At 62.8% G+C, this 21,595-nt stretch carries 18 protein-coding genes; 8 read left to right on the top strand and 10 right to left on the bottom strand.

Features of this window, described 5'->3' with window-relative positions; all coding sequences use genetic code 11:
- Window positions 1-13: 13 nt before the first annotated feature.
- Window positions 14-1,348, bottom strand: coding sequence for a PLP-dependent aminotransferase family protein (locus BC363_RS30920; RefSeq protein WP_065785097.1), 1,335 nt, complete (start codon window positions 1,346-1,348; stop codon window positions 14-16).
- Between the two features lie 85 nt (window positions 1,349-1,433).
- Here BC363_RS30920 and BC363_RS30925 point away from each other — a divergent pair, with 85 nt between their 5' ends.
- On the top strand, window positions 1,434-2,450 hold the full coding sequence (locus BC363_RS30925) for a threonine/serine dehydratase (protein ID WP_065785098.1): 1,017 nt from the start codon (window positions 1,434-1,436) through the stop codon (window positions 2,448-2,450).
- A 2-nt stretch (window positions 2,451-2,452) separates the two neighbouring features.
- Entirely contained in the window at window positions 2,453-2,881 is a 429-nt protein-coding gene (locus tag BC363_RS30930) for a VOC family protein (protein WP_065785099.1), read from the top strand.
- 93 nt (window positions 2,882-2,974) lie between these two features.
- On the opposite strand, the gene BC363_RS30935 is transcribed toward BC363_RS30930, so the two are convergent.
- From BC363_RS30935 to BC363_RS30970, 8 genes are all read right to left on the bottom strand, one after another.
- Window positions 2,975-4,192, bottom strand: coding sequence for a CoA transferase (locus tag BC363_RS30935; protein WP_065785100.1), 1,218 nt, complete (start codon window positions 4,190-4,192; stop codon window positions 2,975-2,977).
- Window positions 4,189-5,244, bottom strand: coding sequence for a sn-glycerol-3-phosphate ABC transporter ATP-binding protein UgpC (ugpC, locus tag BC363_RS30940; protein ID WP_065785101.1), 1,056 nt, complete (start codon window positions 5,242-5,244; stop codon window positions 4,189-4,191). Before ugpC ends, BC363_RS30935 begins: the two co-directional genes overlap by 4 nt.
- A gap of 86 nt (window positions 5,245-5,330) precedes the next feature.
- Window positions 5,331-7,439 carry an ADP-ribosylglycohydrolase family protein gene (locus BC363_RS30945; protein ID WP_244519981.1) on the bottom strand — a complete coding sequence of 703 codons (2,109 nt, stop codon included), beginning with the start codon at window positions 7,437-7,439 and terminating at the stop codon, window positions 5,331-5,333.
- Between the two features lie 17 nt (window positions 7,440-7,456).
- The gene (locus BC363_RS30950) at window positions 7,457-8,641 is read right to left on the bottom strand and encodes an ADP-ribosylglycohydrolase family protein (RefSeq protein WP_065785102.1); all 1,185 of its coding nucleotides are present in this window, start codon (window positions 8,639-8,641) and stop codon (window positions 7,457-7,459) included.
- Window positions 8,628-10,052: an extracellular solute-binding protein gene (locus BC363_RS30955; RefSeq protein WP_244519982.1), complete on the bottom strand. Its 1,425-nt coding sequence runs from the start codon at window positions 10,050-10,052 to the stop codon at window positions 8,628-8,630. The genes BC363_RS30950 and BC363_RS30955 overlap by 14 nt, the downstream gene beginning before the upstream one ends.
- A 48-nt stretch (window positions 10,053-10,100) precedes the next feature.
- Complete coding sequence (locus tag BC363_RS30960; protein ID WP_065785104.1) at window positions 10,101-10,997, bottom strand: carbohydrate ABC transporter permease; 897 nt, start codon at window positions 10,995-10,997, stop codon at window positions 10,101-10,103.
- Window positions 10,997-11,974 carry an ABC transporter permease subunit gene (locus BC363_RS30965; protein WP_083223595.1) on the bottom strand — a complete coding sequence of 326 codons (978 nt, stop codon included), beginning with the start codon at window positions 11,972-11,974 and terminating at the stop codon, window positions 10,997-10,999. The genes BC363_RS30960 and BC363_RS30965 overlap by 1 nt, the downstream gene beginning before the upstream one ends.
- A gap of 4 nt (window positions 11,975-11,978) precedes the next feature.
- The gene (locus BC363_RS30970; RefSeq protein ID WP_065785105.1) at window positions 11,979-13,025 is read right to left on the bottom strand and encodes a LacI family DNA-binding transcriptional regulator; all 1,047 of its coding nucleotides are present in this window, start codon (window positions 13,023-13,025) and stop codon (window positions 11,979-11,981) included.
- A gap of 791 nt (window positions 13,026-13,816) precedes the next feature.
- Between BC363_RS30970 and BC363_RS30975 the strand changes: the two genes are divergently transcribed.
- The 4 genes from BC363_RS30975 to BC363_RS30990 all read left to right on the top strand — a co-directional run bounded on the left by BC363_RS30975 (window position 13,817) and on the right by BC363_RS30990 (window position 17,346).
- Entirely contained in the window at window positions 13,817-14,161 is a 345-nt protein-coding gene (locus BC363_RS30975; RefSeq protein ID WP_065785106.1) for a hypothetical protein, read from the top strand.
- A gap of 83 nt (window positions 14,162-14,244) precedes the next feature.
- Complete coding sequence (gene nspC / locus BC363_RS30980) at window positions 14,245-15,342, top strand: carboxynorspermidine decarboxylase (protein ID WP_065785107.1); 1,098 nt, start codon at window positions 14,245-14,247, stop codon at window positions 15,340-15,342.
- A 143-nt stretch (window positions 15,343-15,485) separates the two neighbouring features.
- Complete coding sequence (locus BC363_RS30985) at window positions 15,486-16,727, top strand: saccharopine dehydrogenase family protein (protein WP_065785108.1); 1,242 nt, start codon at window positions 15,486-15,488, stop codon at window positions 16,725-16,727.
- Between the two features lie 226 nt (window positions 16,728-16,953).
- Window positions 16,954-17,346, top strand: coding sequence for a hypothetical protein (locus BC363_RS30990; protein ID WP_139110113.1), 393 nt, complete (start codon window positions 16,954-16,956; stop codon window positions 17,344-17,346).
- A gap of 104 nt (window positions 17,347-17,450) precedes the next feature.
- On the opposite strand, the gene BC363_RS30995 is transcribed toward BC363_RS30990, so the two are convergent.
- Window positions 17,451-18,359, bottom strand: coding sequence for a LysR family transcriptional regulator (locus BC363_RS30995; RefSeq protein WP_065785110.1), 909 nt, complete (start codon window positions 18,357-18,359; stop codon window positions 17,451-17,453).
- Window positions 18,360-18,530: 171 nt separating this feature from the next.
- On the opposite strand from BC363_RS30995, the gene BC363_RS31000 reads away from it, so the two are divergent.
- Together BC363_RS31000 and pepT are read left to right on the top strand one after the other, a co-directional pair.
- A complete protein-coding gene (locus BC363_RS31000) occupies window positions 18,531-20,066 on the top strand; it encodes an MFS transporter (protein ID WP_065785283.1) in 1,536 nt (511 codons plus the stop codon).
- 208 nt (window positions 20,067-20,274) lie between these two features.
- Window positions 20,275-21,507: a peptidase T gene (pepT, locus tag BC363_RS31005; RefSeq protein ID WP_065785111.1), complete on the top strand. Its 1,233-nt coding sequence runs from the start codon at window positions 20,275-20,277 to the stop codon at window positions 21,505-21,507.
- Window positions 21,508-21,595 lie beyond the last annotated feature (88 nt).

A 21,595-nucleotide genomic window follows, 5' to 3' on the forward strand; every position in this document is an offset into this window, starting at 1 on the left:
CGTCAATTCTCCGTCATTCGATCTCAGCGTCGCCGGGGACGGAGGCCAGCAGGGATCGGATCACGTGAAGCCCGCGCTCCAGGTCCTTGAGCGGCGGAGCGGAGATCGCGACCCGCACCGCGTTTGGCGCACGCCCTGGGATGGCACCAAACACGCCAGCAGGCGTGATGGCGACACCTTGCAAAGCGGCGGCCGATACGAACGCCTCGGCATTCCATGCCTCGGGGAGTTCGAGCCAGACATAAAACGCGTTGCTACCTGCCGGCGGCGGCGCGCGGCCGAGGATTCGCGCCGCCAGCAACTGCCGATCGCCCGCGTCCTTCCGCTTCAGGCTGGTGACACGGGCGGCTGTGCCGTCCGAGATCCACGATAACACCAGGCGCATGGATAACGACGACGCCATCCAGCCACCGGCGCGCATCACAGCGGCAATGCGATCCTTGGTCGACGGCGGCGCGACGACCAACCCGACGCCGATGCCCGGCCCAAGTCGCTTCTGCATGCTGTTCACATAGATGACCTGCTCCGGCGCATAGGCCGCAAGCGGTGTCGCGTCGGAAAGGAAGGCAAAGGCCGCGTCCTCGATGCAGAAGATCCCGGTCTCTTCAAGCACTTTGGCGAGAGCAGCCCGCCGCGCGTGCGACATCGAGAAGCCGAGCGGGTTATGGATCGTCGGCTGGATGTATATCGCGTCAAGCGGCTTGGTGCGATGCGCCCTGGCAAGGGCCGCGATATCGACACCGTCATTGTCGACCTCAAGTGCCACGAGCTGCAAGCCGAGCCGCGCCGCCATACGGATGATCGAAGGGTAGGTCAGCGGCTCGACGCCGACGCGATCGCCGGGCTTGCAAAGGGCCGCCATCACGCACGCGATCGCCTGACGCCCACCACCGGCAAAGAGGATGCCATCGGGCCTGGGGGTCCAGTGATCGTGCCCGAGGTAGTGCGAAACGATCGCGCCTGCTCCCTTTGGCCCGAAGGGACCGAGAGCGTCCATGGCGCCAAGGAGCACCGCCGGGTTGGCCAGGCTCTCGAACGCCGGCGCCATCAGGGCCGCCTGCTCCAGGGAACCCGATGTCGCCAGTTGCAAATCGATCGGCGCGTCGGCGATCTCGCTGATCCGCGTGGACTGCGGCCGGTCCGGTGTCCTGACGAAGGTTCCGCGCCCGACTTCGCCGACAACCAGACCGCGGCGGACAAGTTCGGCATAGACGCGGCTCGCGGTCGAGACCGCTATTCCTCTTTGATAGGCAAAGGCTCGCTGCGGCTGAAGTCGCGCACCGGCCGGCAGTTTTCCGGAGGCGATCTCGGCGGCAACGGCGTCGGCGACGGCGCGGTAATCCAGCATCTCAAATGCTCCGAGGGCAATATATCAATTGCACTCTTATGCCATCGGTGCATTTGTAAATCAAATTGCAGCACCGGATCATCTCATGACCTTTCCCGCCTCCTCCGCACCTTCCTTGCCGACGTTGCAGGACGTCGAAGCCGCCGCTCGGTTGATCGGCAGCTACTGCATCGAGACGCCGCTGCTGGAATCGTCCTACCTCAACCGGAAATATGGAGGCCGGTTGCTGCTCAAGGCTGAAAACCTGCAGGTTACCGGTTCGTTCAAGCTGCGTGGGGCGGTCAACAGGGTCGGGTCGCTGACCGACGACGAGCGGCGCCGTGGCGTCGTTGCCCGCTCTTCCGGAAATCACGGCCTTGCGATTGCCTATTGCGCCGGACTGATGGGCACATCAGCCGTGGTTGTCGTACCTGAGACCGCACCGGCGGCAAAGGTCGAACGGATCGCGGCCTATGGGGCACGCGTCGTCATGGTTCCGATGAAGGACCTCGCCGACGTTGCCGCCGAAATCACCGAACGCGAGAATCGGGTGCTTATTCCGCCGGCCGACGATTTCTGGGTGGTTGCCGGCGCCGGCACCGTCGCGCTTGAAATGGCCAAGCAAGCCGCAAAGCTGAACGCCCGGATCGACGTGCTGCTTACCTGCTGCTCCGGCGGTGGACTGACCGCCGGTTGTCTGCTGGGCCTGAGCAAGATGTCTCCGGCCACCAAGGTCTATGGCGTCGAGGCCGTCGGTTTCGAGAAGATGGCAAACTCGCTCGCCGCCGGCAAACGCATCAATCTGGCACCCGGCGGCCATTCGATCTGCGATGCCATCAGCGGGCTCTATATGGCAGAGATCCCCTTCGAGATCATCAAGCCTGATTTGGCCGGCACGTTCGCTGTCACGGATGACGAGGCAAAGGAGGCGATGCGCGTCGCCTTCAGCGAATTCGGCCTCGCACTAGAGCCGGGAAGCGCCGTGGCGTTGGCGGCCGTGCTCGCCGGCAAAATACCGCTCGAAGGCAGAACATTTGCCGTCACGCTATCCGGCCGGAACGTCGATCTGGACCTTGCGGGCGCCATACTGGCGGGTGATGCGCCAACGGTCGGCAGGGCATGAGCATGTTCAGCCACGTCACGGTCGGCTGCAGCGATCTCGGTCGCGCCACCCTCTTCTATGACGCCGTTCTCGAACCTCTCGGCCTCGTCCAGCGACCAGTTTCTCCCGATGGCGGGCCGGCATCGTCCTGCTGGATCGCGCCGGGTCAGGCATTGCCCCGCTTTTACGTCTATGAACCGTTCGACAGGAAACCCGCCAGCATCGGAAACGGCAGCATGGTCGCCTTTCTCGCGCCGGCTTCTGCGGCGGTCGACCGAGCCTACGCTGCGGGCCTCGCTGCCGGCGGTACGGACGAGGGCGCTCCCGGTCCACGCCCGCATTATGGAGACGGCTACTACGGCGCATATCTGCGCGATCCCGATGGCAACAAAATCCATCTCGTCTTTCGAGGCGACCTCCAGCCCGCCTGCAGCGCCGCGCGTCAAATATGACGCGCAAAGGACGCTGTAGCAATTTGAACTTGCTGCATAATTTTATACTTAAATCGATTCCGACTTAAGGAATTATGCAGTCGTGTCGCAGCCTTATCGGGCAGTCCCTGCAACGACCGCCGCGACCGTCGCCGGGGAAAGCTCCACCTCTGCCAGCACCTCGGCCGTATGCTCCCCAAGCGCCGGCGCCGGGCGCCGGAAGCGCCCCGGTGTTTCGGACATGCGCGGCACGATATTGTGCATGGGCAGCGCGCCGTGCTGCGCATCGTCCAGCGACACGATGACCTCGCGCTCGGCGAAATGCGCGTCGTCAGCGGCGTCGGCAATATTGTAGATCGGTCCGACCGTTGCGCCACTGTCGCGCATGATGGCAAGCGCTTCGTCATGAGAACGGACGGCAAACCAGGCGCCGATCGCCTCATCAACCAGATCGCGGTGTTTCAGGCGCTCGCTGTTGGAGCGGAAGCGTGGATCGTCGTTCATGTCGGCGCGGCCGATGATCTCGAATATCCGCCGGGCGACGGCCGGCGTCGAACCGGAGAGCGCGACGTATTTGCCATCGGCGCATCGGTAGACGTTGCGCGGGCAGGCGGTGTTCGAGGCGCTGCCGATGCGCTCCTTGACCGTGCCGTTGAGCGCATAGATACCGGCCTCGGGGCCAAGCACGGAAAAGATCGGCTCCAGCAGCGACAGGTCGATGACCTGCCCGCGCGCCCTGCCCTGTTGGCGCGCAAAGAGCGCCGTCATCGTCGCCGACATGCCGTAGACACCGGCGATCATGTCGGCGAGCGCCAGCGGCGGCAAGACAGGCTCCCGATCGGGAAAGCCGGTGCGGTACGCATAGCCGCTCATGCCTTCGACGATGGTTCCGAAGCCGGGAAATGCCGCATAGGGCCCGGTCTGGCCGAAGCCGGAAATGCGCACGACGACGAGATCGGGATTGCGCGCCAAGAGCGCCTCCGGGCCAAAACCCATTTGCTCCAAGGTACCCGGGCGAAAATTCTCGATGAGGACGTCGGCACCCGCCACCAGCGCCCAGAGCGCCTCGCGGTCAGCCGTTTCGCGCAGGTTGAGGACCACCGAACGTTTGTTGCGCCCGTAGGTCTTCCAGAACAGCGACAGCCCTTCGTCTTTCCACTCGCGCAGCGGGTCGCCGGCCGGCGGTTCGATCTTGATCACGTCGGCGCCGAAATCGGCAAGCTGCAGCGACAGCATGTTGCCGGCGACCAGACGCGAAAGGTCGAGAACCCTAATCCCTTCGAGAGGGCCCTCGGCGCTCGGGTCCCAGTGTTTTCTGGCAAATTCGCTCATTGGATGCGTCCGCCCGTCTTGTCGTCGAACAGTAGCAAGTTGGCGGTGTCGAAACCGACAGTCACGTTTGCGCCCGATTGCAACAGCGCGCTTTCGCCGAGAACCATGGTGAAATCGGTGGCCCCAACCCGCAGCATCACCTCCTGCGCCTCCCCGGTCGGCTCGACCAGCACGACCTCGGCGGCGATGCCGCTGTCGGCAGGATGGATATGCTGCGGACGTATCCCATAGACCACCTTGCGACCCTCTGCGAGCCCATGACCGGGCGGCAACGGCAGGCGGGCACCATCGGCAAGCCGCAGCATCTGGCCGTCGACCTCGCCGCTGAGCAGGTTGATCTCGGGCGAGCCGATGAAGCTGGCGACGAACAGGTTCTGCGGATTTCTGTAGAGGTCCAGCGGCGGCCCCATTTGCTCGATCTTGCCGCCGTTCAGAACCACGATCTTGTCGGCCATGGTCATGGCTTCCGTCTGGTCGTGGGTGACGTAGATGGTCGTCTTGCCCAGGCGCTGGTGCAGCTTCTTGATCTCGCCGCGCATCTTCACCCGGAGTTTGGCGTCGAGGTTGGAAAGCGGCTCGTCGAAGAGGAAGGCGCGGGGATCGCGGACGATGGCGCGCCCCATGGCCACGCGCTGGCGCTGGCCGCCCGACAGTTCGCGCGGAAGTCGTTCAAGCAGATGCTCGAGCCCTAGAATATCGGCGGCCTCGTTGACGCGACGATTGATCTCGGTCTTCGAAACGCCCGCAAGCTTCAGCGCGAAGCTCATATTGTCGGCGACCTTCATGTGCGGATAGAGCGCGTAGCTCTGGAACACCATCGCAAGGTCGCGCTCCTTGGCCGGCATGTCGTTGACGATACGGCCACCGATGGTGATTTCGCCGGCGCTGATGTCTTCCAGCCCAGCAATCATCCGCAGCAGCGTCGACTTCCCGCAGCCGGACGGGCCGACCAGGACCACGAATTCGCCGCTGCCCATGTCCAGCGAAATATCATCGAGCACCGACAGGCTGCCGTAGCTCTTGCCCACACTCCGCAGTTCAATCTCGGACATGGTCTCTCCTCCCACTTGATAGGCCGATGCGCTCCTTGCTCGCCCACCGGCCCGTTTCACGGACCGGCAGGCGGGATCAAAGCCGCTCAGGCGGTCTCGACAATCGCGATCGTTCCGACGCTCATGCGACCGAGCGCACCGAGGCGAAGGCCGGCCATGCCATAGGCAAACTGGTCGTCGCTTGCCTCGATCAGCGGCTTGCCGTCGATCGCGAAGGACAAGGCATTGCCCTCAACGGAAAACGCGAAACCGTAGTCCTTTCCGTTCTCGCGCTTGAACGGGGCACGCGCGAGAACGGTGGTGCCGAAATCCTCCTTGAGGATAACCACGTCGTCGCCGTCGAAGCCTGCGGCATAGAACCGGCTGGTGCCCTGCACGCGGGCCGTAACAAGTTGCGACGGGCCGGCGAGCGGCCGGACATCCGCCAGGACCTTGACGTCGCGGGCGTAGTAATGGCCCGTCCACATATCGGCATCATTGGCCGTATGGGCGTGAATACGGCCATCCTGCAGGGTCCAGTGGCCACGGTTCCAGGTAAAGCGCGAGATCGCGCCCCACTCCTGCACTTCCGCCTTGGGATCGATGACGGCCTTGCCCGGGCCTTCCACCTTGAAATCGGCGAGGAACAGGCGGCCGAGGAATTTCAGTCGGCCGAAATATTCGACCTGAATGCCGATCTCGTCGATCGCCTCCACGCCCTCAGGTACGGTAAATCCATAGTCCTGCCAGCCTTCATGATTGGGCAGGTGCCACGCGCCGGTCTCCTCGATCGCGCCAGACATCGCCCGGCGGATATAGGGCGCGACGCGCAGGTTTCCGTCACCGTTCCACGGGTCGAGCCACAGCTTGAACGACACCTTCTGGCCGGCATCGACCAGCGGCGAGAACATCGGGCGATAACGCTCGTCGTCGAAATCGGAGCGGCGATAGAAGGGCTTCCAGAAGATCCGTCCGCCCTGGCCGCGCTCGAGCCGATCGAGCTGGATTTCGAGCGAACCGCGCGACCCTTCGGTCTGCCTTTCGCTCGAGCCCTTGAGGCTGATCTGGTTGAAGCCCTCGGTGCGGAAACCATGGGTCGAACCGGGCAGGTCGAAATCGAAGCGGACGCCGCGGCGGGTGAAGTCTTCCAGCCAAAGGGCCGGCACGTCGTCGCCGCGCAGTTGCAGCGCAAGCACCGTCAGTTCCCGGGCAAAGGACGGGATGTCGACGATGTTGATCGAGCCGACGATGCCGGAGGCAACGATGAAGTCGTTGATGGGTTTGCGGTATTTGTCCCAGTTCGGCTGGAGCCCCTGGAACGTGCCGACAATGGCGCCCGCATTGCCGGCATTGCAGTCGGTGTCCCAGCCGGCCATGGTCGCGATCTCGGCCGTGCGCGGCAGATCGCCTTCGCCATAGAGGATCGCCATAACCGTGACGCCGGCATTCGGGATGATATGGCAGACGCCGGGATAGCGGTCATAGCCCCATTCAGCGGTCAGCATGTCGCGGCAGGCCCGCCAGTTGCCGGGGTTGGCCTTGTGGAAGTCGATGACGGCCTGCGCCACGCGGGCATAGGTCGATTTCGCGTCGATGGTCGCCATGGCAGCGGCGATCACCTCGGCGATCGACGTTGCCTCGAATGCCTTGGCGATTGCGGCGGCGCAGAAGCGGGCGCCATTCAAGCCGTCGCCGTCGTGAGCAACACTTGCCGCGCGGGCGGAGGCGTCGGCCGCCTTTTGCGGCTCGCCCGGATGCACCCAGCCCCAGCTGTCGATGAAGATCTGGCCGCCGATCTGCTCGGCGACCGTTGCGCCGTTCTGAGCGATCGAGCCTGATTGCGGTGCCGGAATGCCGGCGCGCAGGTTGCGATAGGCGGTGTGTTCGGTCGAGACGCCGAAGCCGCCCCACCAGTACATGCCGTGCTCTTCGGCGGCATAGTTCACCCAGGTCTTGCCGACGTCGGCGGCGCTGGCCTTGAGCCCGTAGTCGCGCAGCGCGCGGATGAAATAGACCGGGCCATTGGTGTCGTCGTCTGCGGCGAAATTCTTGAAATCGCGCAGGTACTGAGTGACTTCCCCGTAGGTCTTCTGGATGCGCTCATAGCTCCAGATCGTCGGCTCGACCGGCGCGCCAAGGCGAACGCCAATGGCCTTGCCGATGAAACCGGCATAGATCTTCTCGTAAATCATCTCTTTGCTGAGCTTGGGCATCATGCGTCTTTCGTTATCAATCAAAATGTGAGGGCGGCGCGGAAGCTGGCCCGCCTGTCGGCGGTCGCCTGGTCTACAGCGAGAATGGCTGTTGCCGTTTCGGTGAACCGATCGGCGGAGGCGGTGAGGTCGAGCCTGTTGACCTGGTCGAGCAAGGCGCAGTCGGCAGCGTCGATGACGCCTTCGCCGTGCATCGCGCCAAGGATCGCACCGGCCATGACGCCGATGGAGTCGGTATCGCGGCCGGAATTGATGCCGTCCTCGATCGAGCGGCGGAAATCGCCGCCGTTGAACAGGCAAAATCCAAGCGCCAAAGGCAGTTCTTCGATCGAGCCGAGGCGGTTGGGCTGATAGGCGCCAGTCAGCCGTCCGGCCTTGGCAGCGGTGTGGTTGACGTCGTCGCCCATGGGAGAATAGGGCGCGATGGCCTTATGGAACGCGGCGACGACCGTCGCATAGTCGGCGCCCTGTGCCTTGAGCTTGCGCGCCACTTCGGCGATGTCGGTAATGGCGTTGCGCGTGCCGTCCTTGGCCAGCGCCAGAACGGTACCGATCACGCCTTCGATATCGGTGGCCGGAATGAAGGCCGCTGCAACCGCGGCGGCGAATGCACCGGCTGCTTCAAGGCCAAAACTTTCCTGGTGGCCGGAGGCGAACGCAATCGCCTCGTCATAGGCAGCCTTCGGATCGCAGGCGTTGACGACACCGATCGGCGCCACATACATCGCCGCGCCGCAATTGACCATGTTGCCGATGCCGCCCTGGCGCGGATCGCAAGATGCCAGCTGATGGCGCTGGAAGATCCATTTTTCCGGATAGAACAGCCGCTCGATCAGCATCGCTTCGCGCTGCAGTTCCGGCACGTAGCGCGACACCCAGGCGATCTGTTTGACCATGCCGTCGGCCATGTCCCAGGCATCGAGATGCCTGCCGACCTCGCCATAGATATCCATCAGGCAGAGCGTCATCAGCGTGTCGTCGGTGACAATGCCGTTGCCGCGCACCCGGCCGTTGCGGGCCGTGGCGTCGAGCGACATCTTGTGCCACTCGGTGTTAAGCGACGTCACCCGCCCATATCGCGCCGCGATCTCGGCGGCCGACAGTTTTTCGACCGGCGCCCCCATGGCGTCGCCGAGAGCGACACCATGGATGAGCGCGCGGACCCTCCCCTTCAGGGAGAGCCCTTGAACGCTACTTTTCTGCATCTAGAACCGTCCTTGCATAGTCATTGAGACGTTTGCCGCCGGCCGCTTCCCACTCCGCGACATACTGGTCCCACTGATCCATCTTGGCGGCGCCGGAAATGAACTTGTAGACCCAGGACCGATAGACGTTTTCGGTCGCATCGAGATCGGCGGCGTAGTCGGCCGGCCATACGAAGGTGTTGTCCGGCTTGAAGTCTTCCTGGATCGTCGCCAGCGACTGCTGGGCCGCTTCGGACTGCCAGACGACGGGCGGGGTCCAGTTGGCCGCAACCATGAAGCGGGCGTACCAGGTCGCGATCTTGTCGGTGACCTTATAGGCATCACCGTCCTTGGTGTATTCCTGGCCCTCGAAGCCGAGGCGGTCGAACATCTGGCCTTCGGGACTTGCCATGAAGTCCAGCAGCTTCATCACTTCGGCCTTGTGCTCGGAGATGGTCGAGATCGCCAGGCCGCGCGATTCCTTGGAGACGTCGACGGCGGCGAGGCCCTGGCCTCCCGGTCCCTTCGGCGGCGCCAGAAGCACGAGCTCGGCGCCCGGATGGACCTGGCGCATCTTGCCGCCATAGATGTCGATGACCTCGCCGGAGGAGCCGAAGATCACCCCTGCCTTGCCGGTGTAGAACTTGTCTTCCTTCACGTCGAACTTGGTGGTGATGTACTCTGGATCGTAGAGGCCCTGTTCGCGCAGCGAGGCGTAGAAGGCGATCTTGTCCTTCTCCTCAGCGGTGACGCGCGCATGCACCCACTCGCCGCCTGCGTTCTTCATCCAGGTGCCGGTGATGCCGAATGCCTGGTTGAAGATAGAATCGAGCTCGTTTGTGTTGTCGGCGGTGGTCACGCCGTAGCTGTCGGCGACGCCGTTGCCGTCGAGATCGCTGTCCTTGATGGCCTTGAACAGGGTGACATAGTCTTCGACGGTTTCAGGCGCCTTGAGGCCGGTCTTTTCCAGCCAGTCCTTGCGGATCACCGGCTGCGGCCCGCGCACCGGATAGACATAGAGCAGGTAGGGATAGTTCTTCAGCCGCTCGACATTGTGCGGCCACAGCGCGTCTTTGAGATATTTCGTGTCGGCCAGCATCGGGCCGAGGTCTTCAAGCACGCCCTGTTCGACCATCTTGGCGTCGCCGCCCTGGAAATAGATCAGGTCCGGAATGTCGCCCGACAGCAGCATGACCGACAATTTGTCGGCGTAGCCGGAAGACGGCAGGTCGACGAGTTCGATGTCGAGATCGGTGCCCTGCGCCCTGAGCGCGTCCTCAATGCGCTGCAGGTGCTTGACGTCGTCAGGATTGGACGGGGTGAAGTCCTTGGACACGACCCGGATCTTGATCGGTTCGGCCATTGTCGGGGCGGCCGCGCCGAGGCTGAGCGCCAGGGCTGTCGATGCCAGCAGGACCATTTTTCTAAGCATTTCGTCTCCTCCGTTTAGATAGGCTTCTTTGTTTGAACTCGTCTCGCACTAGCCCTTGAGCGCGCCGCTCATGGTTCCCTTGGTGAAGAATTTCAGGATCAGCGGGTAGATCGCGAGGATCGGCACGATGGTCAGAAGGATCATGCCGGCCTTGAGCGCGCGCAGGTTGATCTGGCTGGCGCCGGTGTTGTTGCTGGCGTTGTTGGCACCGACGATCGCGACCTTGTCGCCGTCGATGACGAACTGGCGCAGCACCACCTGCAGCGGCCATTTCTCCTGGTCGTTCAGGTAGATCATCGCGCGGAAGAACTCGTTCCAGTGAAAAACGAGGTAGAACAGCGAGATGGTCGCGAGCGCCGGCTTGGCCAGCGGCAGGACCAGATGCCAGAAGACCTGGAAAGGGTTGGCACCATCGAGTTCGGCGGCTTCCAGCAGCTCCTTCGGGATCTCCTCGAAGAAGCGGATGAGGATGATCAGGTACCAGGCATTGACCGCCTTGAAGAGGATCACCGACCAGTAGCTGTCGAGCAGGCCCAAGCGCTTGTTGACGAAGTAATCGGGAATGATGCCCGGCTCGAAGACGATGGTGACGAGTACGAGGATGAACAACGCCTTGCGGCCGGGCAAACCCGGTCGCGAAAGGCCCCAGGCCATCAACGCGGTGCCGACGACGCCGATCACGGTGCTGACGGCGGTGATGAAGATCGAGTTGAAGATGCCACGCTGCACATTGGGGTGCTGCAGCAGAACGCTCCAGACCTCAAACGAAAGCCCGTCCGGCACGATCCTCAAGCCGCTCATGCCCGGCACCTTGCCGGGTTCCGAAAGCGAGATGGCCAGAAGGTTCAGGATCGGCTGGACCGTGACGACGACGAGCAGCAGCAGCGTCGAAACGATGATCGCATATTCGATGCGTTCGAGCGGAGTCTTGCGCGACAGGGCCATTACCAGACTCCCTTTCCGGTCAGGCGCTTGGAGACGAAGTGGGCGATCACGATCATCATCGTGCCGAGCACGGCCTTGAACAGGCCGGCCGCCGTTGCCAGCGAGTATTCGCCGGTCTGCAACCCGATGCGGTAGACATAGGTATCGACGATATCGATCTTGCTGCGCACCACGTCGTTGGAGAGATTGATCACCTGGTTGAGGTCGGCGTTGAGGAACATGCCGGCATTGAGGATGAACAGCGTCGCGATCGTCGGCACGATGCCCGGCAGGGTGACGTGGCGGATCTTCTGCCAGCGGTTTGCGCCGTCGATCTCGGCGGCATCATAAAGCTGCTGGTCGATGGCGATGATGGCGGCGAGATAGAGCAGGCTGTCCCAACCGGCCGAACGCCAGATTTCGGTAAAAACGAGCACCCAGCGGATGGCGCCGGTATCGGTCATGAACGACCGCGGCGCCATGCCGGCCATGCCCATGAGATTGTTGACGGCACCGTCGGTCGGCGACAGCGCGGCGATGAAGATGCCGGCGATCACCACCCAGGACAGGAAATGCGGCAGGTAGATCGCCGACTGGATGAACTTGCGCAGCGAACCGCCGCGGACCTCGTTCAGCAACAGCGCGACGATGATCGGCACCGGCAGGAAGAACACCATCTTCATCGCCGAGATGATCAGCGTGTTGGCCAGCACCTGCCAGAACACCGGCGAGGAGAACAGCACCTGGAAATGCTTGATGCCCACCCAGATGTTGGGCGGGACGATCCTGACCTGTTCGAAGGCGATGCGCGCTTCCCAGATCGGCAGGTAATGGAAGACGAGGAAGAACAGGATGCCCGGCGCCATCATGACGTAATAGGGCCACCAGCGACGCCAGCCATCGGCGGCGAGCGCGAGGCGTCCCGGCCTGCGGCGTGCGCTCGATTTGGGAACGTTCCCAAACTTAGGCGAAATCATCGCCTCCTCGCGATTGGTCATTCCCTTACCCCCTCCCGGAGCTGGCTACGCGTCTGGGCTGGTTGAGCGACAGATCGGCCAACGAGCCGCGCTCGATAAGCCGGCATGGCATGAACACCCGGCCATGCTCGGGGCGGCCGGCGATTTCGTCGAACAGGCAGTCGACGGCGCGCACGCCGATCTCCCGCCCGGGCTTCGCGACCGTCGTCAGTCCCGGCCAGGAAAACGCCCCGGCGGGAATGCCGTCGAACCCCAGGATCGAGACATCGTCCGGGCAGCGCAACCCGGCTTCGCGCACGGCGACCATGGCGCCGAGCGCCATGAGATCGTTCGCGGCGAATACAGCGAGATGGCCGACCCGGTCGCGTTGCAGGAGCCGCATCATCGCCGTGCGCCCACCTTCAACGGTGTATTCGCCATCCTCCATCGGCAATGCCGCCGGGTCGATGTCGCGATCGACGCAATGCTCATGGAAGGTCCGCAGAAACCGGGCGCGCGCGATGCGCGACTTCGGCCCCAGGATCAGTGCCGGTGCATGGTGCCCCTTGGAAACCAAGTGGTCCATGCCGAGCCGTACGGCCTGGGCGATATCGGAACCGACGCTGGAGGTCGCGGGAAAACGCTCGGCACTCGAACCGATCAGCACGAAGGGCAGCCCGAACCGGTCGAGATCGTCGAAATTGTCGGCGACCGGATTGATGATGGCGCCATCGACCCGCGCCTGCCGCAGGGCCCGGAGATGGCTGGCTTCGCGGCTGTGATCCCAATCGGAAGAAAACACCAGGAGCGAGGTCCCGTTTTCGGCGGCGCGATCCTGCGCGCCGCGCGCCACCTCGGCCCAGAACGGGTTGGTGATGTCTGGAATGACAAGGCCGAGCAAACCGGTGCGGCCGGACCGCATGCCGACGGCGAGATCGTTGCGCTCATAGCCGACGGCGCGGGCAGCATCGAGGACCCGCTCGCGCGCCTCGTCCGTAACATTGGACGCGCCGGAGAGTGCCCGGCCGGCGGTGCTCTTGGACACCCCTGCCTTGCGCGCGACGTCAATGATCGTCGGTCGCCTCCGCTGCATCAAACACGCCCTCCCATGGCATGAATTCGTGGGAACGTTACCACGGCGATTTCGAGTCCGCAAGTCCGCCCCTTTTGGGTGTGGTTTTGCCAGCAGTCGAGACCTTGAAAAGAAAAAGGCCACCATTCAGACGGCGGCCTCAAAGTGAGAGGTATAACCTCCAGAGGGAACATCGCTATCCCAGCCGGGAGGATGGCTGCACATCAAGCGACCCTGATAATGTGACAGCTCCGCGCCCGGTTCTCAATCAATGCAAAACCAGACCCAAAGCCTGAGTGGGATCGCTCTTCCAATATTCGGGTAGCCGCCGGGATTTTTTCCTACTCGGGAAGGCATCGCCTGTGTTGGCTCCGTGGAAGGCGCCCCGGCTTGAAACCGCCTTTGGACCCGGGTGACGGACAGCGCCGGGTTCGCCGTGGTTCCGTTCAATTCGGCGACTGCGCCGCGGTCGGCGATCTTGCTTGGCTAAGCCGAACAGAGGCCGCTGGCACCGACGACGGAAGCACCTGGAGACTGCGACGGCTCAGCACATCGGGCCCATCGCCTTGACATATGCGCCGTCGCATTTACGATAGCTGCATGCTGATCGTGACTTCATATGCCCTTCGAGAACCCGTGCGCCTCAAAGCGGGATCGTAACCCGGCCGCGGCTTTTGTCGTACGCGTCCGGGGCATGTCACTCCATCCCAGCTATCTCCCTTCTAGCTGAGACGATGAAATCGATTGCCGGCTCGTACCGCCTCCAGCGGACTTCCTGATCGCGAGCAGGCCCTTAGTTCTCGACAGCGTAAATGAAAAATATCCCGCAAACTGACAGCTGGCGCTCGGGCCTGTTCACCGAGTTCGACATCGTAACCGCATTCGGAGAAAGCCGGGCAGCGCTCGGCGAACTGTTCGATTGCGACATGCTGATGAGCGCACGACGCTCGGCTAGCGCGGGCAAACCTGAGCGCTTCGAACTGTGCTCGACGGCGCGTGTCAGCCTCGCCATCGTCCACGCCCTCTGGCGCCACGCCGGCCTGACGCTTCGCGTGGCCGAGCAGGCGCTTTCCAAGAAGCAGGCAACGCGGCGGCATTGGCCACGAACTACCGCTCTAAACGCTCGGTCAATATCTCGCTTGCCGCCCGCGTCATGAAACGACGGGCGCTCGGGCTGACCGTCAGATAACCCTCCTCCTTTCCACCGACAGCGCAAGCTTTTGAAGACACAAGGCACATCATGATCCAGACCCCCTATTATCTGATCGACAAGGCAAAGCTGCTTCGCAACATGGAGAAGATTGCCTATGTGCGCGAACGATCGGGCGCCAAGGCGCTGCTCGCGCTCAAATGCTTCGCCACCTGGTCGGTGTTCGATCTGATGCGCGAATATATGGATGGCACGACCTCTTCCTCGCTCTACGAGGTGCGGCTCGGGCGCGAGAAATTCGGCGGCGAAACCCATGCCTACAGCGTCGCCTATGACGACAACGAAATCGACGAGGTGATCGGCCATGCCGACAAGATCATCTTCAACTCGATCGGCCAGCTCGATCGTTTCACTGACAAGGCATCGGGCATTGCCCGCGGCCTGCGCCTCAATCCGGGCATGAGCTCGTCCAGTTTCGACCTCGCCGATCCCGCCCGCCCCTTCAGCCGGCTTGGCGAATGGGATGCAGCCAAGGTCGAGGCGGTCATGGACCGCATCAACGGCTTCATGATCCACAACAATTGCGAGAACAAGGATTTCGGCCTGTTCGACCGGATGCTGTCGGAGATCGAGGAAAAGTTCGGCGCGTTGCTTGCCTGCGCCGACTGGATCAGCCTCGGCGGCGGCATTCACTTCACCGGCGACGATTATCCGGTCGATGCCTTCTGCGAGCGGCTGAAAGCCTTTTCGGGCCGCCATGGCGTTCAGGTCTATCTCGAGCCCGGCGAAGCCGCGATCACCAGGAGCACGACGCTCGAGACCACCGTTCTCGACACGCTCAACAACGGCAAGGATCTCGCCATCGTCGACAGCTCGATCGAGGCGCACATGCTCGACCTGCTGATCTACCGCGAAAGCGCAAAGGTCGAGCCGAATGCAGGGCCGCACAGCGTCATGATCTGCGGCAAGTCCTGCCTGGCTGGCGATATCTTCGGCGAGTTCCGCTTTCCCGAGCCGCTTGAGGTCGGCGACCGCGTCTCGTTCCAGGACGCGGCCGGCTACACCATGGTCAAGAAGAACTGGTTCAACGGCGTCGGCATGCCTTCGATCGCCATCCGGGACCTTGACGGCAGCGTCAGGCTTGTCCGCGAATTCACCTTCGCCGACTACGAACAGAGCCTCTCCTAGAGCATCCCGCCTTCAAGTGATGCCACTGAAGGCGGATAAGATGCTTTGGAATCAAAGGGCTGGAGCGTCCTTAGTGCGTTCTTCTGAACGCACGGCGCTCCAGGCCCGTCACATCCCCAAGGGAAAAGGAGAAATCCCCCGAAATGAAAAAGAACGTTCTCATCATCGGCGCCGGTGGCGTGGCTCAGGTCGTGGCGCACAAGTGCGCACAGAACTGCGATGTACTGGGAGACATCCATATCGCATCCAGAACGGTCGAAAAGTGCCGCGCGATCGTCGACTCGATCAGCGAGAAGAAGAGCCTCAAGACGGCAGTGACGCTCGAAGCCCATGCGCTCGACGCCATGGATGTCGAGGCGACGAAGGCGCTGATCGAAAAGACCAAAGCCGGCATCGTCATCAATGTCGGCTCCGCCTTCGTCAACATGTCGGTGCTGCGCGCCTGCATGGATACGGGTGCTGCCTACATGGACACCGCGATCCATGAGGATCCGAAGAAGATCTGCGAGACGCCGCCGTGGTACGGAAACTACGAATGGAAGCGTGCGCAGGAATGCAAGGAAAAGGGCATCACCGCCATTCTCGGCGTCGGCTTCGACCCGGGCGTGGTCAACGCCTATGCGCGGCTCGCCAAGGATGAGTATTTCAACCGGGTGACCGCCGTCGACATCGTCGACATCAATGCCGGCAGCCACGGCAAATATTTCGCCACCAACTTCAACCCGGAGATCAACTTCCGCGAATTTACCGGCGTCGTCTATTCCTGGCAGAACGGCCAGTGGCAGACCAATTCGATGTTCGAGATCGGCAAGGAATACGACCTGCCGGTGGTCGGCAAATGCAAGGCCTATATGACCGGCCACGACGAGGTTCACTCGCTGGCCAAGCACATGGACGGCGCCGACGTCCGCTTCTGGATGGGTTTCGGCGATCACTACATCAACGTCTTCACCGTCTTGAAAAACCTCGGCCTGCTGTCGGAACAGCCGGTGAAAACGGCCGAAGGTCTCGAAGTCGTCCCATTGAAGGTGGTCAAGGCGGTGCTGCCGGATCCGTCTTCGCTTGCGCCGAACTATCAGGGCAAGACCTGCATCGGCGATTTCGTCAAGGGCGTGAAGGACGGCGAGGAACGCGAAGTCTTCATCTACAACGTAGCCGACCACCGGGAAGCCTTCGAAGAAGTGGGTTCGCAGGGCATTTCCTACACCGCCGGCGTGCCGCCGGTCGCCGCCGCCATGCTGATCGCTTCGGGCGAATGGGATGTGAAGCGGATGGTCAACGTCGAGGAGCTGCCGCCGCGCCCGTTCCTCGACATCCTCAACCGGATCGGGCTTCCCACCCGCATCAGGGATGCGGACGGCGACCGCGCGTTGACCTTCTCCTAAGCGAACAGAGCCGACTATCTCAGTAAGCCGTCATATCGGACGGTCTACAGAGGCAGAAGCGAGGCCCAATCATCACGAAGTGATTGGGCTTCCGCCATTTTTTTACAGGCTCCTCGGCGCGGCCGTCGATGAGCACCCAGCTAGCGAAACGCTTCATTAACGCGATTCACTTAGCTGCCCGTACCCCGGCGTCTCGCCGGTTAACCACGTATGAGTTGCAAGTGACATGCCCCCATTGACTGCCCCGGTTCACAGTTTTCATCAAAAGATTGAATCGTTTTGCGAGCTCCGGCTCGCCCGCGCCCTTCCCAAGCACGACTACGAAAACCTCCGTCACTACATGCTGGACTTCGTGACCCGGCGTACGATGCCACCCCAGACCGGCAACAAGCTCGACTGGAAGGAAATCGGCGTCGCCTGCGATCTCGACGACGACAGTCTGCGGATCACGAAACGCCTCGCCAAGCACGGCTTCGAGGCCATCATTCGCTGGCTGAAGGGACCGAGCGCCAGCAGACCCGATAGAAAGCCGCCGACCGGCCAAGGCTGGGTCAAGGCGCCCGCGGCGCCGGCGCGCAGGATCGGTTTGGAACAACGGCGCGTAGGCGCCGCGCGCTAAACATCCCCGCACGGCGTCCCCGGAATCGCTTTTGTTTTAGGGAACTGCGCCTCAGACTAAGCAACGGCAGCGGGCAGGACATCCATGTGCCGCGCCCGCGGCATTCAGGACGCTGACAGCTCGATCTTCGGCCACGTCTTTTGCGCCGACGTCTCGGTTTCGCTCGAAGCCGAATGCCGCTCCCTAAAGGCGGCGGCAAGGGTTTGCAGGGCCTTGCGGGATCGCGCATCGGTCAAGGTCGAATGCAGAACGATCTCCGAGGACGGAAGCGGCGGCAGGCCGAACCGCTTGCTGACTTCGACCGTATCGGAGGGTGCAAGGCGGCATGAGAAGGGGGCAACGGCGAGCCCCGCCGAAACTGCCGCGTTGACGGCAGTCGACACGCCGACGAACACCTCGACCCAGGGAACGCCAGCCGCATCGAGCGCGCGGGTGGCGATATCGCGCACGCCGCAGAGCGGCGCAAGCGCCGCCAAGCGAAGCGGTTCACCCGGCGCGCGTGCGAAGCCCGGTGAAGCGAACCAGCCGAAGTGTTCCGGTCCAAGCGTCTCGCCGTCGCGCCGGTCCTCGTCGCGGCGGATGATGACGGCATCGAGCTCGCCACGATCAAAGGCGCCAAGCAGGTTTCGCGATGTCTCGAGCCTGACCTCGATGCACAATCCCGGGTCATGGGCATAAAGACGCGCCAGCAAGGTCGGCACTTCGGGCCCGGCGACATGGGCGGCGATGCCAAGGCCGAAGCGGCGACGCGTGGACGACAGCCCGGCCAGGGCTCGCTCATGGGCGGCAAGGAATTCGCGCGCGCCCTCGATGAAGACGGCGCCCTGTGCCGAAAGCCGGACCTGTCTCGGCGTCCGCTCGAGCAGCCTGACCCCGAGCCGATCTTCGAGCCGTTTCAACTTGACGCTGATCGCCCCTTGCGTGCTGCCGAGGAACTCCGCCGCGCGGGTAAAACTCTGGAAATCGGCAATCGCGACAAATGCCTGAACCGCGTCCACATCCAGCGTCGTCATTCCAATCATCCGATTTTGTTATCTCTGAAATAGCTACGCATACAATTCAGTTGTGATCAAGGCCCGACTATGGTGCCCCGGTCCCCAAGCGATATCAATTCGGGCGGAGCGTGTCGAAAGGCCTTACCCGGATTTCCACGCGACCCGCCGCAGCATCGAAAGACCATGAGCATGAACGAACCCATAACCCGCCGCAGTGCGCTGGCACTAGCAGCCGTCTGCCTGTCCTCGCTGATGTTCGGCCTGGAGATTTCGAGCATTCCGGCAATCCTGCCGACGCTGGAGCAGGTGCTGGGCGCAGATTTCAAGCAGCTGCAATGGATCATGAACGCCTATACCATCGCCGTCACGGCGGTTCTGATGGCGGCCGGAACACTGGCCGATCGCTACGGCCGCAAGCGCGTCTTCGTCGTTGGTATCATCGCCTTCGGCATCGCCTCGCTGATCTGCGGATTGACCGACAACACCTCGGTATTGATCGTCGCTCGCTTCATCCAGGGCATGGCCGGCGGCGTGATGCTCATCTGCCAGATCGCCGTCCTGTCGCACCAGTTCCAATCCGGCCGCCAGCGCGGGATCGCGTTCAGCTGGTGGGGCATCATCTTCGGCATCGGGCTCGGCTTTGGTCCGATCGTCGGTGGCGCGACCGTCGCGCTGTTAAGCTGGGAATGGGTGTTTCTGGTCCACGTCGTGCTTTCAGGCATCACGATGGCGCTTGCGCTCGCGGGCGTACAGGAGTCGCGTGACCCTGAAGCCGAGAGCCTCGACATCGCCGGCATCGTGACGTTGTCGGCCGCGGTCTTCTGCCTCGCTTATTTTATCACACAAGGCCCTGAACTCGGCTTTACCAGCCCGACCGCACTGTCGATCCTCGGCATTGCCATCGTCAGCCTGATCGGCTTCGTCATTGCCGAAAAAGTCAGCGCCCGGCCGATGTTCGATTTTTCGGCGTTCCGCATCCGCAGCTTCTCCGGCGCGCTGTTCGGTTCGATGGGCATGAACATCAGCTTCTGGCCGTTCATGATCTATCTGCCGATCTGGTTTCAGGCAGGACTCGGCTATGACGGCGTGACCGCGAGCATCGCACTGCTGGCCTACACGCTTCCCCCGCTCGTGGTCCCGCCCTTTGCCGAGCGCCTGATGCTTCGCCTTCGTCCGGGGATCGTCATCCCGGCCGGGCTGTTCACCATCGGTCTCGGCTTCCTCATGATGAAGATCGGCAGCAGCGTCGCCAACGCCAGCTGGCTGACGATGCTGCCGGGATGCGTGGTGGCGGGCATCGGCCTCGGCTTCACCAACACGACAGTCACCAACGCCGCGACCGGCGCGGTCGCCGCTGAGCGCGCCGGCATGGCCTCGGGCATCGACACCAGCGCACGGATGATTTCGCTGGCGATCAACATTGCGCTCATGGGCCTGATCCTGGTCGAAGGCGTCCTGTCTTCGCTGCAAAGCTCGCTTTTCGGGCAGACAGCCGACACCGGGCTGCGCACGCTCGCCGAGAAAATCTCGGCCGGCGGCATGCTGTCGTCCGACGACGGCCTGTCGGAAACCGTCATCCAGACGGCGCTGCGGGACGGTTTTGGCTGGGTCATGCTCTACGGCGCGATCGGCGTCTGGCTCTCGGCCGCAGCAAGCCTGCTCGTCTTCGGCCTGCGCGCCAAGGCGGAAACCGCACTCGAGTGTTCGACCGCAAAATCGTTGTGACCGACGCCGCCAACCAGCGACCGGCGGCTGATAGGCGCATCGCGCCGAACAAGTCAGGTCGATAGGCCCGAATAGCGGTTCCAGCGACCCGATCGACCTCCGCCGCGTCGACAAAACCCGTCGGCGCGGCGAAAAGTCCATTCACGGCGGCACCGGCGAAGGCTATAGCGGGACTATCGTTGACGCAGATATATTGGACGCTTTGCCCATGACCGACACTGTTATCGACCGCTTTCTTCGCTACGTCGTTATCGACACCCAATCGGATGCCAAATCGAAGACCCAGCCCACAACCGAGAAACAGAAGACCCTCGGCCGGCTTCTGGTCGAAGAGCTGCTGGCGATGGGCGTATCGGACGCGCATCTCGACGAATACGGCTATGTCTATGCAACCATTCCGTCAAACGTCGACAAGCCGGTCCCGGTCATCTGCTTCTGCTCGCACATGGACACGGCACCCGATTTTACCGGCACCAATGTCAAGCCGCAGATCGTCAGGAACTACCAGGGCGGCGATATCCGTCTGCCCGGCGATCCGCAGCAGGTCATTCGCGTCAGCGAGCACCCGGTTCTGCTCGACCAGATCGGCAATGACATCATCACAACCGACGGCACCACGCTTTTGGGTGCGGACGATAAGGCCGGCGTTGCCGAGATCATGTCGGCGGCACAGTTCCTGATGGACAATCCTGATGTCAGGCACGGCACCATCCGTATCCTGTTCACCCCCGACGAAGAAGTCGGTCGCGGCGCCGACAAGGTCGACCTGAAAAAGCTCGGCGCCCAGTTCGGCTACACCATCGACGGCGAAACTGCCGGCCACATCGAAGACGAGACCTTCTCCGCCGACGGTGTCGAGATCACCATATCAGGCGTCGCCATCCATCCGGGCTTTGCCAAGGGCAAGATGGAGAACGCCATCAAGATCGCCGGCGCCATCATCGACCGCCTGCCGAGGGACATCGCCCCTGAAAGCACTGAAGGCCGCGAAGGATTCATTCACCCGACCGGCGTGACCGGCACGATGGAAAAAGCCAGCTTCAGCCTGATCGTCCGCGATTTCGAGGACGAGGGCCTGGCGACCAAGGAAGCCATGATCGAGGGCATCGTCAGGCAAGTGATCGCCGCCTATCCCGGCTCTTCCTACACCTTCGAGGTCAAGCAGCAGTATCGCAACATGAAGGCGATCCTCGCCCGCAATCCCGAGATCGCCGACAATGCGCTCGAGGCGGTGCGCCGCGCCGGCATGACGCCGGTGCGCGGCAGCATCCGCGGCGGCACCGACGGCTCGCGCTTGTCGTTCATGGGGCTGCCCTGCCCCAACATCTTCGCCGGCGGCCATGCCTTTCACTCGCCGCTGGAATGGGTCAGCCGCCAGGACATGGAGCGGGCGGTCAAGACATTGGTCGAGCTGGCGAAGGTCTGGGAAGAGCGCGCCTGATAGCGGTCGCCCGAACCGGTGCTGCCATTTCGGGATAGAGCATCGAAAAACGACAAGAGCCGAAGCACGTGACGTGCTTCGGCTCTTG

Source organism: Ensifer sp. LC384 (genome assembly GCF_001695865.1).
In the GTDB taxonomy this organism is placed as follows: domain Bacteria; phylum Pseudomonadota; class Alphaproteobacteria; order Rhizobiales; family Rhizobiaceae; genus Ensifer.

Excerpts from the sequence above, each read along its gene's own strand:
- BC363_RS30920 (WP_065785097.1), bottom strand. The coding sequence starts at position 1,348 with ATGCTGGATTACCGCGCCGTCGCCGACGCCGTTGCCGCCGAGATCGCC.
- BC363_RS30925 (WP_065785098.1), top strand. The coding sequence starts at position 1,434 with ATGACCTTTCCCGCCTCCTCCGCACCTTCCTTGCCGACGTTGCAGGAC.
- BC363_RS30930 (WP_065785099.1), top strand. The coding sequence starts at position 2,453 with ATGTTCAGCCACGTCACGGTCGGCTGCAGCGATCTCGGTCGCGCCACC.
- BC363_RS30935 (WP_065785100.1), bottom strand. The coding sequence starts at position 4,192 with ATGAGCGAATTTGCCAGAAAACACTGGGACCCGAGCGCCGAGGGCCCT.
- ugpC (WP_065785101.1), bottom strand. The coding sequence starts at position 5,244 with ATGTCCGAGATTGAACTGCGGAGTGTGGGCAAGAGCTACGGCAGCCTG.
- BC363_RS30945 (WP_244519981.1), bottom strand. The coding sequence starts at position 7,439 with ATGATGCCCAAGCTCAGCAAAGAGATGATTTACGAGAAGATCTATGCC.
- BC363_RS30950 (WP_065785102.1), bottom strand. The coding sequence starts at position 8,641 with ATGCAGAAAAGTAGCGTTCAAGGGCTCTCCCTGAAGGGGAGGGTCCGC.
- BC363_RS30955 (WP_244519982.1), bottom strand. The coding sequence starts at position 10,052 with ATGCTTAGAAAAATGGTCCTGCTGGCATCGACAGCCCTGGCGCTCAGC.
- BC363_RS30960 (WP_065785104.1), bottom strand. The coding sequence starts at position 10,997 with ATGGCCCTGTCGCGCAAGACTCCGCTCGAACGCATCGAATATGCGATC.
- BC363_RS30965 (WP_083223595.1), bottom strand. The coding sequence starts at position 11,974 with ATGACCAATCGCGAGGAGGCGATGATTTCGCCTAAGTTTGGGAACGTT.
- BC363_RS30970 (WP_065785105.1), bottom strand. The coding sequence starts at position 13,025 with ATGCAGCGGAGGCGACCGACGATCATTGACGTCGCGCGCAAGGCAGGG.
- BC363_RS30975 (WP_065785106.1), top strand. The coding sequence starts at position 13,817 with ATGAAAAATATCCCGCAAACTGACAGCTGGCGCTCGGGCCTGTTCACC.
- nspC (WP_065785107.1), top strand. The coding sequence starts at position 14,245 with ATGATCCAGACCCCCTATTATCTGATCGACAAGGCAAAGCTGCTTCGC.
- BC363_RS30985 (WP_065785108.1), top strand. The coding sequence starts at position 15,486 with ATGAAAAAGAACGTTCTCATCATCGGCGCCGGTGGCGTGGCTCAGGTC.
- BC363_RS30990 (WP_139110113.1), top strand. The coding sequence starts at position 16,954 with ATGCCCCCATTGACTGCCCCGGTTCACAGTTTTCATCAAAAGATTGAA.
- BC363_RS30995 (WP_065785110.1), bottom strand. The coding sequence starts at position 18,359 with ATGACGACGCTGGATGTGGACGCGGTTCAGGCATTTGTCGCGATTGCC.
- BC363_RS31000 (WP_065785283.1), top strand. The coding sequence starts at position 18,531 with ATGAACGAACCCATAACCCGCCGCAGTGCGCTGGCACTAGCAGCCGTC.
- pepT (WP_065785111.1), top strand. The coding sequence starts at position 20,275 with ATGACCGACACTGTTATCGACCGCTTTCTTCGCTACGTCGTTATCGAC.